Source organism: Bartonella sp. AA18HLJMS, assembly GCF_042197245.1.
Classification (GTDB): Bacteria; Pseudomonadota; Alphaproteobacteria; order Rhizobiales; family Rhizobiaceae; genus Bartonella.
The window spans coordinates 1-14435 of record NZ_JBHIRP010000014.1 but is presented as its reverse complement, the minus strand read 5'-3'; the positions used below and the strand labels follow the sequence as shown (position 1 = coordinate 14435).

General features: G+C 38.5%; 14 protein-coding genes and 1 pseudogene. 12 read left to right on the top strand and 3 right to left on the bottom strand.

Translation table 11 applies throughout. The annotated features are described in order from the left end of the window. The first annotated feature begins 730 nt into the window (after positions 1–730). The 3 genes and pseudogenes from ACFINW_RS07670 (at position 731) to dut (ACFINW_RS07660) (ending at position 2993) form a co-directional block, all read left to right on the top strand. Positions 731–1540 (top strand): VIT1/CCC1 transporter family protein, encoded by an 810-nt coding sequence (locus ACFINW_RS07670; RefSeq protein ID WP_375674047.1) that lies wholly within the window; start codon positions 731–733, stop codon positions 1538–1540. A 259-nt stretch (positions 1541–1799) separates the two neighbouring features. Next, positions 1800–2330, top strand: a complete 531-nt coding sequence (gene dut / locus ACFINW_RS07665) for a dUTP diphosphatase (RefSeq protein WP_375674045.1) — start codon at positions 1800–1802, stop codon at positions 2328–2330. 188 nt (positions 2331–2518) lie between these two features. Beyond that, positions 2519–2993: pseudogene (dut, locus tag ACFINW_RS07660) on the top strand (dUTP diphosphatase). 845 nt (positions 2994–3838) lie between these two features. On the opposite strand, the gene ACFINW_RS07655 reads toward dut (ACFINW_RS07660), so the two are convergent. Together ACFINW_RS07655 and ACFINW_RS07650 are read right to left on the bottom strand one after the other, a co-directional pair. After that, positions 3839–4420, bottom strand: coding sequence for a biopolymer transporter ExbD (locus ACFINW_RS07655; protein ID WP_375640904.1), 582 nt, complete (start codon positions 4418–4420; stop codon positions 3839–3841). Beyond that, positions 4417–5319 carry a MotA/TolQ/ExbB proton channel family protein gene (locus ACFINW_RS07650; RefSeq protein ID WP_375612523.1) on the bottom strand — a complete coding sequence of 301 codons (903 nt, stop codon included), beginning with the start codon at positions 5317–5319 and terminating at the stop codon, positions 4417–4419. Before ACFINW_RS07650 ends, ACFINW_RS07655 begins: the two co-directional genes overlap by 4 nt. A gap of 1015 nt (positions 5320–6334) precedes the next feature. On the opposite strand from ACFINW_RS07650, the gene ACFINW_RS07645 reads away from it, so the two are divergent. From ACFINW_RS07645 to ACFINW_RS07630, 4 genes are all read left to right on the top strand, one after another. Then, positions 6335–6661, top strand: a complete 327-nt coding sequence (locus tag ACFINW_RS07645; protein WP_375640905.1) for a YqjD family protein — start codon at positions 6335–6337, stop codon at positions 6659–6661. A 3-nt stretch (positions 6662–6664) separates the two neighbouring features. Further along, the gene (locus ACFINW_RS07640) at positions 6665–7108 is read left to right on the top strand and encodes a hypothetical protein (protein ID WP_375621591.1); all 444 of its coding nucleotides are present in this window, start codon (positions 6665–6667) and stop codon (positions 7106–7108) included. Between the two features lie 578 nt (positions 7109–7686). Then, on the top strand, positions 7687–8013 hold the full coding sequence (locus ACFINW_RS07635; protein WP_375630505.1) for a hypothetical protein: 327 nt from the start codon (positions 7687–7689) through the stop codon (positions 8011–8013). A gap of 433 nt (positions 8014–8446) precedes the next feature. Continuing rightward, on the top strand, positions 8447–8611 hold the full coding sequence (locus tag ACFINW_RS07630; protein WP_375610246.1) for a hypothetical protein: 165 nt from the start codon (positions 8447–8449) through the stop codon (positions 8609–8611). 732 nt (positions 8612–9343) lie between these two features. Here ACFINW_RS07630 and ACFINW_RS07625 read toward each other — a convergent pair. Next, positions 9344–10087, bottom strand: a complete 744-nt coding sequence (locus ACFINW_RS07625) for a nuclease (RefSeq protein ID WP_375674043.1) — start codon at positions 10085–10087, stop codon at positions 9344–9346. A gap of 158 nt (positions 10088–10245) precedes the next feature. On the opposite strand from ACFINW_RS07625, the gene ACFINW_RS07620 reads away from it, so the two are divergent. From ACFINW_RS07620 to ACFINW_RS07600, 5 genes are read left to right on the top strand one after another with little or no spacing between them, the layout of a single operon-like run. Continuing rightward, a complete protein-coding gene (locus ACFINW_RS07620; protein ID WP_375613238.1) occupies positions 10246–10596 on the top strand; it encodes a TrbC/VirB2 family protein in 351 nt (116 codons plus the stop codon). Positions 10597–10614: 18 nt separating this feature from the next. Further along, the gene (locus tag ACFINW_RS07615; RefSeq protein WP_375617900.1) at positions 10615–10938 is read left to right on the top strand and encodes a type IV secretion system protein VirB3; all 324 of its coding nucleotides are present in this window, start codon (positions 10615–10617) and stop codon (positions 10936–10938) included. After that, entirely contained in the window at positions 10938–13298 is a 2361-nt protein-coding gene (locus ACFINW_RS07610) for a VirB4 family type IV secretion/conjugal transfer ATPase (RefSeq protein WP_375674041.1), read from the top strand. Before ACFINW_RS07615 ends, ACFINW_RS07610 begins: the two co-directional genes overlap by 1 nt. Further along, positions 13295–14068 carry a type IV secretion system protein gene (locus ACFINW_RS07605; RefSeq protein WP_375674039.1) on the top strand — a complete coding sequence of 258 codons (774 nt, stop codon included), beginning with the start codon at positions 13295–13297 and terminating at the stop codon, positions 14066–14068. Before ACFINW_RS07610 ends, ACFINW_RS07605 begins: the two co-directional genes overlap by 4 nt. Before the next feature lie 24 nt (positions 14069–14092). Continuing rightward, positions 14093–14359 (top strand): EexN family lipoprotein, encoded by a 267-nt coding sequence (locus ACFINW_RS07600; protein ID WP_375621772.1) that lies wholly within the window; start codon positions 14093–14095, stop codon positions 14357–14359. Positions 14360–14435: the final 76 nt, after the last annotated feature.

The window sequence follows — 14435 nt, the reverse complement described above, 5'->3', positions numbered from 1 at the left end:
TCTGCCCCTGAAATTACAGCACAAAAGATAATTCGTTACACGCTAACAAATCCACCTAAATGCAAAAGCTGTAACAACGCTAAAATGCGCGTAAATATCATAAGAATACTGTCTTACACCTCCACAAGCAGAATGAGTGGCGTAAAACTGTACAATAAAATGTCATGCCTATAATGAACAGTGCTAAAGACTGTCGTAACACTGGGAGCTAAGGTGTATGATGATGCCGGCTTGCTCTTTTATGAAGCGTAAAGATTAAGAAGACTCAATGGAGTTTATATTATTTCATGGAAATTTTGCCGCTCTACCCTTCTATACTCTTCACGGGGCCCCCTCGCGAAATGGGCTTTTATCCCTTGAATAAAGATCTCCTTTAAAAGAATCATTTCAAATTCTAAGAGCTGTTACAGTCTTTTGAACGCATAAAATGAATGATGATGCTAGCTTATTCCTTTCCTATATTCTCAAGCATCAATACATTGAAATGCTCCATTCAAACGCCCCTTTAGCAAAATAAAGCACATTGTCTCTTAAATTTTTTCACGTAATCATTTCTTTCATGCGCCCCTGTCGTCTCCATTTGATAAATCTCCTTGTACTTTCTCAGCATCCCATCACCTTTTTTCTCAGTGCAACCTTTTTGCAATTTTTCAGTTTTGAACTTTTAGATTGACTTTCGGTTTATTTTTCTTATGTTTTAGAATTATTCTAAAGTGCAGAGGAACAGAAAATGTTGAGATCGTTTTTTTCATTTGTACAACGTAAAGCTCTGTCCTTTCGTTCAGCACAAAACGTGATACTTAAAGCGCTCAAATTAAAAGAGCAACATGCGGCGCTCTATTTAAAATATGCAAAAGCTCTAGCACCTTATTCCTCTAAGGAAGCCGCGGTTTTTACCGCCATGGGGCTTCAAGAGCTTAAAAATTATAAGCAACTTTTGTGCCTTTCTTGCCATAATCGTGCAAACACTATCGGTTCATTATGTGACAGAACTTCTCTTGTGAAAGGAAAGAGCCGCCATCCCTCCCCAAAAACAACAGCGGCAAATCACACCATAAAAAAACCCTCGAAAACGCAAAGACAAACACTTTTGACTTGGATTCAACCAGGTCTTGCAGGGTTAATGGATGGCTCTGTCTCTACCCTTGCCCCCATTTTTGCCGCAGCTTTTGCCACGGGAGACACGCATCAAACTTTTTTGATAGGGCTCTCAGCTTCAATTGGTGCAGGGCTTTCAATGGGTTTCACAGAAGCAGCCCATGATGACGGAAAATTATCAGGGCGTGGTTCGCCATTAAAAAGAGGTCTTGCCAGCGGCATTATGACAACATTAGGAGGACTAGGTCATACTCTTCCCTATTTGATCAACTCTTTTTATGTAGCGACAATTATTGCTTTTATCATTGTTTTTTTCGAACTAGGCGCCATCGTCTGGATTCAGAACAAATACATGTCCACTCCCTTTTGGCGCGCCTCTTTACAGGTCATCATTGGTGGTGCTCTGGTTTTTGCCACGGGTATTCTTATCGGTAGTATCTAAAAAATCTTATCTGTAACCATAATTTAGATCTCAAATAAGCGCATGCCCTTAGGCATAAGCCATCCTTGATGATGCCATTATTGAAAAATGCCATTGATAATGTTAGGTGGTGTTGTGGAATATTTTAGGTCAGTAAGAGATGATAAGCAAGCTCTGGGGACAACCTATATCCACACACCTTTATCGACTTGGTTTTATAGATATCTTTTGTTAAAGTATCATTTTCTTCTAGACCTCATATTTTGGAAATGCCTCGATCATGTCGCACACTGAAACAAACGCCTCTCTAAACAACCATCCTGTCTCTTCTCAATCTTCACATGCCCAGACTTTATTTGTTCAGCGTCTTGCACACGGACAAGGTTTAGAACTTCCTTGCTACGCGACAGCGGGTTCTGCGGGTCTTGATCTACGGGCAGCAATTGGAGAAGAAGAAACGCTTGTTCTTGCCCCTGGGCAGCGGGCACTTATTCCAACAGGTCTCATTTTTCATTTATCTCTTGGGTTTGAAGCACAAATACGTCCACGCTCTGGCTTAGCCTTAAAACACGGCATCACATGCCTCAACACTCCAGGAACGATTGATAGTGACTACCGTGGTGAAGTCAAAGTCCTTCTTATCAATTTAGGACAAGAAGACTTTTCCATCCAACGAGGCATGCGCATTGCCCAAACAGTCATCGCCCCCGTATCTCAAATTAATGTTTGCGCCATTGAACCAGAGCAAAATACCCAAAGCCATAACGAGAGCCGTGGAACAGGAGGTTTTGGTTCAACGGGACACACTTAAGAAGCTCTGAAAAAATCGCTATCCTTAAAATAACACACACACTTATTCCAACCACTCTTTCACTTAAAACCCCTTGGGCTTTTAAAGTACACAAGGAGTGCGCATTTGCTTTTAAAGTTTTTTCACTAAACGCCCCTCTAAACAAGTATCCTTACTCTTCTCCTGTCTCTTCTCGATCTTCACATCCCCTGACTTTATCCGTTCAGTGTCTTGCACTTGGGACAAGATTTAGAACTTCCTCACTACACAACGGCTGGTTCTGCTGGTCTTGGATTTACAAGCAGCAATTGGTAAAGAAGAAACACTGGTTCTTGCCCCTGAGCAGCGGACACTTATTCCAACAGGTCTCAATTTTTCATTTATCACGTGGGGCTTGTGAAGCACGCATCCGTCCACGCTCTGGCTTAGCCTTAAAACACGGGCATTACATGCCTCAACACTCCAAGAACGATTGAGTGTGACTATCCGGAAGTGAAGTCAAACTCCTTCTTATCAATTTAGACCAAGAAGACTTTTCCATTTAAACGGGGCATGCGCATTGCCCAAACAGTCATCGCCCCCGTATCCCAAGTTAATGTTTGCGCCATTGAACCAGAGTAAAATACCCAAAGCCATAACGAGAGCCGTGGAACAGGAGGTTTTGGTTCAACGGGACACACTTAAGAAGCTCTGAAAAATCGCTACTCTCAAAATAACACATACCCAACCACTCTTTCACTGGAAATTCTTTGAGCTTTTAAAGTGCAGAAGGAGTGCGCATTTGCTTTCAAAGTTTTTTCACTAAACGCACCTCTAAACAAGCATCTCTCAATTACGTCTCGTGCACTATACAAAACTTCATTATCACCAGATACCCCTCCCCCATAACAAAAACATTGGCACTAACCATTGAGCGTTCACACACTGCTTGTAATGTCGACAATCTATACATCATATTGATTTATAATAATAATGAATTGTCTTTCAACTTAAATGAGAAATCTCAATACTGTAAGATTGTTTTATGGCAAGCCTATTTATATTAAATCAATCAAAAGCATGTTTCTCACATTCCAAACGTGGCTAGCATACAGATAAAAACTGAAAAAATGCCTACAATGAATACGTATATTAACACTGTCTTGGAAAAAAATATAAATACGATAATGGTGCTCGCTTGCTCTTTTGTTAAGCGTAAAGATGGTGATGTTTGATAGGTTTTTTGATTATTTTACGGGGGCTTTACCGTTATACCATTTATGAACACCGCCGCAAAAAAGGCTTTAAGATGTATTAAGACACACAACAATCGCCTCTGCTGTTTTCTTGATCGCACCTCTTGCGGCAAGATGAGTAGAGCTTAATCCTAAAAAACCGATTCAATATATGAACCCCCTGCGTAATATCAAACCCCTACGTAATATCAAACCCATGCGTGTTTGGTTTAATAAATCCACGGAACCCTCATCAATTTCACTCTACGACTTTGAGTAATATGCTTTGCTTCCTGCAACAAAGGCTGTTTTTTATCACTGATCAGAGACATCGGCTGGAATATTAGCGTTTCCCGCAGTGCCCGTTGTTACGGCATCCACATGCCCCACAACGTTACCACCCGCTCCATCGACAGCAGCGTTCGCTACCCCTGTTGTTTTATTATTGATCTCACCTCTTGAGACAAGATTGGTAGAGTTTTGCAATCCTACAAGACCGATTTTATGATATCCAGCCATGCGTATTTGATTTAATAAATCGATGACAGTACCATAATCAATTTCGCTATCCGCTTTGATTAAAATTTTTGTCTCTAAATTTTGCGTCGTTTCCCTCAACAAAGCTTCTCTCAAAGCTGCTTGTTCTACAAGATGATCACCAATGTAAAGAGAACGATCTTTTTGCAACGTAACATAAAGAGGTTCATCAGACTGAACCACTGAAGGTGCTTGAGTTATAGAAGGAAGCTGAACGGAAATGGCAGATGTTGCCAAAGGCGCAGCAACCATAAAAACAATAAGCAACACCAATACAACATCAATAAAAGGGGTCACATTGATTTCGCTTTGCAACCCACTCTCGTCTATATCCCAATCATTATTAAGGCTTGCTTTCATTTTTTATGACTTTTCTGTTGTCTTTGTCTATCAAGTTCACGGCTCAAGAGCCTTTCAAGAGCAGCAGCGATATCACCTAAATCACTACGATAACCACTCAAAGCACGCATAAGGCTATTATACATAACAACGGCGGGAATAGCCACAAAAAGCCCAACAGCCGTTGCGAATAAGGCTTCAGCAATTCCAGGCGCCACCACATCAAGTCGCGTTGTTTGAGACTGAGCAATCCCAATAAAAGAATTCATAATTCCCCAAACAGTTGCAAAAAGACCAACAAAAGGAGCAATTGCGCCAATAGTTGCAAGAACAGCACTTCCACATGCAACACGGCGTGTAGCAGCCAGCAAGCAGCGTGCCAAAAGTGAATGAACCCTTTCTTTTAAACCTTCATGAACATCACGAACCCTAGCATCGCGAACATCGCGGGAAACATCTTCATATTGATTGCTCTCCTCATAAAAGAGAATATCTTCAATCGTTTGTGCATTTTCCCCTACACTGGTTTTTTCACCAGAGCTTTCGTTTATCCCTTCAGGAGCAGAAAAATGAACCTGTTGTGCAGAAAGATACACCTCTTTAAGGACTTCTTTGAGAAAAAACACACCAGCTCCTTTGCTTTCTTTCAAGCTAGCTGCCAAACGCGTAAGAGTCTGAGCATTTAGAACCAATTGAAGTTCATGACGTACTCTTCGTTTTACCAAAGTGATCTCAACAATTTTCACAAAAGCAATTGTCCAAGACATAAGTGAAGCAAGTAACAAAATAATGATAACGGCTTTCACCACCCAATCAGCAGCCATAAACATAGAAAGAGGAGAAAAATCATGCACTGTCAATACAGCAGACATATTATCTAAAGGGACTGTTTTATCTAAAGGGACTGTTTCAGATTCCATTTTTATCTCACATTCTTGTGCTCTTATCTTTATTTATGAGCTGGATCGTCACCCCGCATAGCATCACTGTTCCACAATGCCACTACCCTTTTAACGTCACTTGTGTATTCCTCTTAAGAAAGAAAACTTGATAAATCAAGTATAGTTTTATTTCACAAGCTCTCTCTTAATTCTAAAGAAATTACTCAAGAAATTTTTCTCTAACAATTCAACAAGTTTATCTTACCCAATCAATTTATTGCATAAATTAGGCAAAATGATAAACTTACAAGAAGTATCGCATATAATATTTTAATTTATAAGAATAATTTATCATCGTTCCTGTTAAATAAATCTCTCATATCGCAAAGCTTTTCTCATTTCTGCGGCTCTTTTGAAGCCAACAAAATATTTTCTTACATGAAACAAGCAGCAAAAATATCATAAAATCCTCGGAGAAAAGGATATGCACTTCTCTAACAACCAGTGCACTAAAGTACCTCTCCTATCCTAAAATAAAAATATACCTTACGTTTAAAAAAAAGAACTATCGCAATATCTTAAACTGACCAAAAGTATCATGGGGAGCGCGTGTTGCCCCCAAATACATAGAGAGCAAAGAGCCGCAATATTATTTTCTTTTTCTTTGCTGCAAAAGTATAAAAATGACAGTACTTCTGCCGCAAAATCGCAACAACAATGTTTTTTAGCTGTCACAAGCTTAAAAAATAAGCCTCAGCACACTTTTAAAAAACTTTTATAAAAAACTGCGCCACGAGAAACTGAAGAATGGTGCTAAATTCCTGCAAAAGCATAAAAGCATATAAGGCAATTCTCAACAGATGCGACCCTTTACAGACAAAGCATATCGTATAGGAAAGATTTATTTTATCAAAAACAATTTTAAATTCGACAAAATGAAAGGAACCAAAAAAAGCTTTTGGCGTTACTCAAGCAGTGAAAATTTTCACTCCAATGCAAATGATCACTATGAACACACCAATACAAATATAATGAATCAAGAGGGAAAAATACCATGGCCCATAATAAAACAACACAGCACGATAAAACAGCCGTAGAAAAAGACCTACAAGGACAATTAGAAACGTTACGCACTGAAATTTCAGGGATTACCTCAACCCTAACAGATCTTGGTGCAAACAAATTCAACGCCGCCAAAGACAAAGCGGAAAAACTATATCACTCAGCGAAAGAAAGTGGTGAAGACATGATGTCTCAAGCAAAAGACAAAATCAGTGATCTTGAACAAACTCTGAACCAATGCGTTCGCAAAAACCCTGGCAAAAGCGTTTTGTTTGCCGCAGGGGTTGGTTTTATTCTTTCTCAATTACTACGTCGTTAAGCAATGCATAAGTTTATCGCTCCTCTTTTAAACCATCTTGTCGGTGGAGGGCTTAAAAGCACAGTCAAGCAAGTACGCCTTCAAGCAATTTTCTATGGGTTTATTAGCATTTCATTCTTCATGTCTTTGCTTTTTTTATGTACCATCGGTTTTATTGCGTTATGTTCTGTTATGAAGCCTCTTGCTGCCGCCAGTATCATGTTTTTAATTTGTCTTTCTCTTGCGGGATTAGGTCTTATTATCAGTCGCGTTCTCAAAACTTATCAACGCTATGACCAACAAAAAAAGACAGAAGAACAACGCCACAAACTCATGACAGATGCGACTGTTTCCAGCCTTGCAGCTCTCGGTCAACATCTCCCTTTTGCCAAATTGAGTGTTCCCATTCTCGGACTTGCAACTTATTTTTTGTGGAAAAAAGATAAAAAAGACCGCTTTTCAAAGTAAAATATGTAAAACTGTCACTCTAAATTCCCCCTCAGTGTGCTTTCTTTTATAACAAAAGAAAGCACATTTTTTTCCTCATAGTCTCTTTAGCTTCTTCAAATACCTGAAAAAAATCCCCTTCATTTTGCTAAAAATTCCATAGAACCGCTACACTCTCTTTCAGATTGCAACCCATTTTTCATGAACATAACAACATAAGGCAATGCTTGCATTAGAAGTCCTAGTTTAATTCGAAGCCATTTATTGTTTTTTGAAGGAAATGATGTTCCGTTTCTGCCTTTCTCTATATTTTCATAAGCTTTTTTCAGAACCAAAGGTCACGTCATCGATTTGAATTTATAAAGCAAAAATATTCCCCGTATGAAAATTCTTTTTTCAAAAAATCTGAAATTTTTACAGATAAGAAAGTTGTAAAAACGTCCATTACACAACAAAAATTTATCAATTCTGATACTGATAAAATAGAGGTCATACCTATAATTCACGTCACAGAAAAAACAAATAAAGAAAATTTTATAGAAATATTTGCTGATGGCATTCAAGCAATTTTTAATTTATCTCGTACAGGACATCGTGCTTTGATAATAGTTTTAGAAGAATATCGATCTAATAAATCAACAAACGAAGATCCCAGCAGCGTTACCTTAATTTGGTTTGATGGGGGTATAAATGGAAAAAAGCGCGATATGGTCGACAGAACTTTTCACAACGGTTTAAGAGAACTTATACAAAAAGGAATTTTGAAACCAAAATTGCCTAATCAATACTGGGTGAATCCTATTCTGTTATTCAAAGAAGAAAAAGTTGCTTTTATGAAAGAATATCAAATAGAATCATCTTCTACCAAACCGGATATTTCATCCGTTGAACATCAAACAGATCTTGAAGATTTTATAACAAAATAACTTATATCATTTATCGTACTGTGTATATTGTGGAGCATCTTGATTTAAGCGCGTGAGGGGAAAATAATGTCAAAATCACAAATAAGCAAAGAGGCGCTCGTCCTTTTGCTTTTATGGCTTCGTGGTCCTTTAAGATTGATACTAAGCCTTATAGTGATAATAGGGTTTGTGGGATTGTTTACAATTCCTATTATAATATTATCAATAGGTTGGTCAAAAGCACTAATAAACATTACAATTTGTTCGTTTATATTAGGTTTTGGCTCTTTCCTTCTAATTTTTTATTATGATAAACTTATAAGATATTTACAATAAACTGTTCACATATTTTTCCATTAACAATACTAATAAAAAACAAAAGATCACGATAATTAAATCTGTATTCCGATATAATTGATGAGATTAATACATATAATTTTTAAAGAGGGGAAAAATGAAAAAATTTATTTTAATATGCTTGGCTCTATTGACTATAGGATTGAATATTACAGGTTGTGGTAAAAGTGAAGAGGAAAAACGTAGAGCCCAACAAGAAGAACAAGCTAAAAAGTTTTTTGATGAAGAATTAACCTCTACAGATCGTGATCATGCATTTTAAAAAATACCCTACGACAATAAAATGTGAGTTATCAATCTCTAACTAAAAGAGTATTTTGTGTAACTCACACCCGACAACGTCATTGTACACTTTAACACGTATGAAGACAATCAGTTTTAAAAACTTTGGAAAGGCTTTTCATAACCTATCCGCTTAACGCTAAGTATTTATATAACAAAATACCCATTTATTATCTTTTCTTGTCTTTTTTATAATATTTTCAAATATATATCACTTAAAATACCTTATTATTTTCATCACTTTCTTTTGACTTATCCCCCTATAAGCTTTCTCTTTAATCATGATCTCAAAGCCGCGTGAGAAAAGAACAAGATAAGCCTTTTGGTTATTGATAAGGGGCACACGTGCGCCTAACGATACGCTTTTACAGAATTTCCCAGCCTTTAAAACTTAAGGCTTTTAGCCTTCTCATTTAAATGCAGGTTTGATGTCATGATTTTGGGGTGCGATTATTAAGAGTTTGAGAAGCGAAGAGCTTTTCATTTAAAAAGCAAAACGAAATGACGTATAGCCAAGGAAACGCGCTCTCCCATAGCACTGTAGTAAACAACCTATAAGGATATTTTAAACACAACAAATTTTCATAACGAGCGTTGTCCACCAAGGACTGCGTGGATTATCATTAACTTTTTTCTGATAAGATTTGCAGTAGAATATTGTCTTGATTTTTAAATAGCGCTTGAGAGAACGCTTTATTAATAATGGTCAATATTAATTATGGTCAATGGGATTATAGCTTCCATGATCTCTTCGCCAATCTTCTGGTTGTTGAAATTGGCTCGACCACAAGCCATTTTGTGCTTTTTGAGCAGCAGATTGTAGAGTTTTATAGTCTGCGGGGGATGGAAAATGATGCTGATCTTTTGTCAACACCATCAACCCTTCTGCCAGCCCCAACCGCGCCAGATCAACCCCATCTACAAAACATTGTGCATAATGAACCTGTTGAACGACACGTGCTTGCCGACAAGTAACCTTTTTATCAATTGTTTTTGAAACAAGCCAAGCCGTAACAAAAGCACCGCAAGGCCACTTAACTCCGTTGCGTGAGGCAAATTGCCTCATTTCACAGCTTTCCACACCATATAATCGGATATCACGGATAATCTTTTTTCTCCATCCATCATCTACAAGCGTGATCATTTTAAAGGTCACACCACTTGTAACCTGTATAGCACCGGAATAGACCGGCACATTTTCTTCATAAAATTGTGATGCGAGTGGTTCTGGATGCAATACCACATTTTGTTGATTTACGTCTTGTTGGTTTGCATAATCTATCAATTGTGACTTCGGACTTTGAACGGGGTTTCCAATTGTCTTTTCTGATCCTTCAAAAAGAGAAAATTGCATAATATTTTCAGTATGTTGACTGAAATAAAAGTATCCTAAAATAATAATACAAATTAAGACAATATATTTAGGCGCTGCTCGAAGATATTTTAAAAGTATCATTTTGAATATTACTATATTTTTTGTTCATTAAATAATAAAAGATTAAATATTATTAATTTATCGATAGAAAAATTTATTTTTTTCATTTATATGATTCCCGATTAATATTTTGAATATTAATTTTGTGATCAACTTAAACATAAAGCGGGGGAATTTTCATGAAAAACATGAATAATTCGTTCATTAATGAACATACCTTACAAAAAACTATTCTATCCAACACCCAAAAGAAATGGTTAACAGCAGCATTGATGCTGTTTATTGCCTTCATGGCACTGAGTGAACCAGCATTTGCTGATGGCGGCTTCGGAAAAATTGAAACTGCTCTTGATAAAATAATTGAAGCTTTAACAGGAAAAATTGCAACATCAATTGCAACCATTGCGGTTGCTGGTATTGGGCTTGCATGGATTGCTGGTTATGTTGAAATGCGTAAAGCTTTTTTCGTTTGTGTTGGCATCGGCATTGTTATGGGTGCAACGCAAATCGTATCAATGTTTTCCCATTAAACTTTGCCTTTCAAAGCCATGAAAGAGCACGACAAGCTAACAGAAGATACGTTATTTCTTGCTTGCACGCGCCCTGCAATGATTGCGGGCGTGACGGTGGAAGCTATGGGATTAAATGGGATAGGAACGATGATATTGTTCATTATGGCAGGCAATATTTTTCTTCTAACCTTTGGTGTGATGCTGCATTTCATATTCAAGGAAATCCTAAAGCATGACCATAACAAATTTCGTATTCTTCTGACATGGCAAAAGACATCTATTTTTGCCAGAAATTCGAGTCTATGGGGTGGGGGAAGTATTTCTCCATTACGATTAATTCGTAATTATGAGGAATTATAATGAATAGAACAGAGCGCAAACGTGAAAAGCAGCCAGAGGCGATCATTCCTTATGTGCGCCATGTCAACAAGCACATCATTGCGCTGGATTCACGCGCTCTCATGAGCGTTATTAAACTTGAAGGGATTAACTTTGAGACAGCAGATATTATTGATCTGAATGTGCTTCACGAACAGCTCAATAATCTGTTTAAAAACATAGCGGATGAACGGATAGCGCTTTATAGCCATATTATCAGAAAGCGTGAAACGATTTATCCGGATGGGAATTTCAGATCGGCATTTGCCAAGCAATTAGATGATAAATATCGCGACCGGATGATTTCACAGGAGCTTTATCGCAATGATCTTTATCTTTCGATTTTGTGGAATCCACACATTGATCAAACGGATAAATTAGTGGAGTTTTTCAAACGTTTAGGCAAAGCCAAGCAAGAAAAGACAGAAGTTGATGCAGAGTCCATTCGCAAGCTTGAAGATATTACCACAGATCTTATTCAAAATTTAGAGCGTTATGGTGCAAGAAGATTGAGTCTTTATGAACATGAAGGTAATATTTATTCGCAGCAAAGTGAGTTTATCCACCAATTGGTGGGAGGTCGTCGTGAACGTATCCCTCTCACATGGGGGACGATAGCTTCGACTGTTTATTCAGACCGTCTCATTTTTGGGAAAGAGATCATAGAAATACGCACCGAGGCGGGACAGCGGTTTGCGGGCATGTTTGGTTGGAAAGAATATCCAGCAAAAACCAGGGTAGGCATGGCGGATGGTTTGCTCACCCTTCCCTTTGAGTTTATTTTCACCCAATCTTTTATTTTCAAGAGCAAAAATGCTGCCAAACAGATTATGGGGCGCAAACAGAATCAAATGGTCAATGCAGGAGATCGAGCAGGTTCACAAATTATGGAACTGGATGATGCGCTTGATGATCTTGAATCCAATCGTTTTGTTTTAGGGGAACATCATTTATCATTGGCAGTTTTTGCTGATACGCCGCAAGAGTTAGCGGATAATCTTGCCAAAGCGCGTTCTCGTCTTACAGATGGTGGGGCTGTGATTGCGCGGGAAGACTTAGGGTTAGCAGCAGCTTGGTGGGCACAATTGCCTGGCAATTATGCTTATCGCACCCGCTCTGGTGCAATAACAAGCCGCAATTATGCAGCGCTTTCTCCTTTTCATTCTTTTCCGGTTGGGAAAATAGATGGCAATGTATGGGGACCAGCGGTAGCCTTGATGAAAACCTCTGCTGGTTCACCGTTTTATTTTAACTTTCACTTTGGAGATTTAGGCAATACGTTTGTTTGTGGTCCCTCTGGTTCTGGGAAAACGGTTATTGTCAATTTTCTTTTAGCGCAACTTCAAAAGCATGATCCCAATATGGTCTTTTTTGACAAAGATCGGGGTGCAGAACTTTTTGTCAGAGCGGGTGGCGGCACTTATATGCCCTTGAAGAATGGTAGACCGACAGGCATAGCACCGCTAAAAGGCTTAGACTATAACAATCCAGCAGATAGAGTTTTTTTACGCCAATGGATTATAAAGCTTGTTTCGTCTGAAGATCAAAAGATCAGTGAATCAGAAAGACAAGATATTTCTGCTGCTGTTGACCAACTTGCCTTGTTGCCAAAAGAACAACGGACAATATCGGCCTTACAAATGTTTTTTGACACCACGCACAGGGAGGGGATAGCGGGTCGTTTAGAAAGATGGTGTAAAGGCAATGCCTTAGGGTGGGTTTTTGACAATCCTGATGACGACATTGGCATTGATGCAAAATTTATTGGTTATGACATGACGGATTTTTTAGATAATAATGAAATTCGTCCCCCATTAATGATGTATCTTTTTCATAGGATTTTGTCTCTGATTGATGGGCGTCGTATTATCATTGTCATTGATGAATTTTGGAAAGCCTTAGAGGATGATTCCTTTAAAGCCTTTGCGCAAGACAGGCTGAAAACTATCCGTAAACAAAATGGTTTGATGTTGTTTGCAACGCAATCTCCCAAAGATGCGATCAATTCGACCATTGCCCACACCATTATAGAGCAATGCCCCACACAGATTTATTTTCCCAATCAAAAGGGCAATCATGGGGATTATGTAGAAGGTTTTAAATTATCGGACAGAGAATTTAACCTGATACAATCAGAATTAAGCCGTGAGTCACGGCGTTTTCTCATCAAACAAGGGCAAAGTTCAGTTGTAGCAGAGCTGAATTTACGCGGCTTTGATGATGAAATAGCCATTTTAAGTGGTACCACCAAGAATATTGAACTCCTAGAGACCATTATGGATGAAGTTGGACAATCTCCAGAAAAATGGCTTCCTATTTTTCAAGAAAGGTCAAAGCAATGAAAAAACTTTTATTGGCAACAGCTCTTTGCGCAATTTCTTTTGGTTTAACAACCAATTCATTTGGTTTTGGCGGTATTGTATTTGATCCCAAGGCTTTTGGACAAATGATTAAACAAGTTCAACAAGGCCAACAACAGCTTAACAAGTTGCAAGAACAAATTCAACAAGGTGCACAACAGCTTGAGCAATTAAAGAGCCAACTCGATCAAGCGAAACAGTTATATAACTCCTTAAATGTCAAGCCTGACATTTCGGGATTGAAAGAGATGTTTAACAAGCAAGGGAGCAGTGGCGCCCTTCCTTCAGACTTTAACCACTTTCAACAATCGATGGGCAGCGGTGGTGGCGGCGGCGGCGGTGGCAGCAAAAACACGCAAAAATGGCAAGAAGAACTTAAATACAAAGAGCCCGCGGGGGGCGCAGACTCAAAAGAGGCAGTAGATGCTTTTTACACACAGGAAGTGAAAAAAGCCGAACAGCGCGTAGTAGGACAAGCAGCAAAAGGACAAGACGTCTACGAAGAAGCCAGTGAAACACAAAAAAACATTACCAAGCTTCTTGACGAACTTGGAAGTACTGAAGATGCGGGTAAAATTCAAGGCATTCAAGCACAACTAGAAGCGATACAAGCAAAACTGCAAACACAAGTCCTTCAAATGCAAGCCGCCGCGATGATTCAACAAGCAGAAGAAAAAGCGGCAGAAAGACGTGAAATAGAAGAATTTAAAGCACGAACCAAAGCTTTAGCCCAAAAAATGCGTGGTCAATAAACGAGAAAAAAGAGGGGCTTGAATATGAACAAGATCATCATAACAACATTGCTACTTTGCACAGGGCTCATCACCACTGGATGTGAAAAAACCCACAGCGTAGAAGAACTTAAAAAAAATAAAAAACTGATGGAAGAAGTATTAGTGAAATGTTTGACGTCAGGGGATTTGAATTCGAAAAATTGTAAAAATGCAGAGCAAGCTGAACTTGAAACCCGTAAAAAATGGGGAGGCTTTGGCTCGACAAATGACGATAAACAAGAATCTGAAAAGAAACAGGACAATAAATAATGAATAAAGTTCTCATAACAACATTGCTACTTTGCACAGGGCTCATCACAGCTGGATGTGAAAAAACCTATAGCGT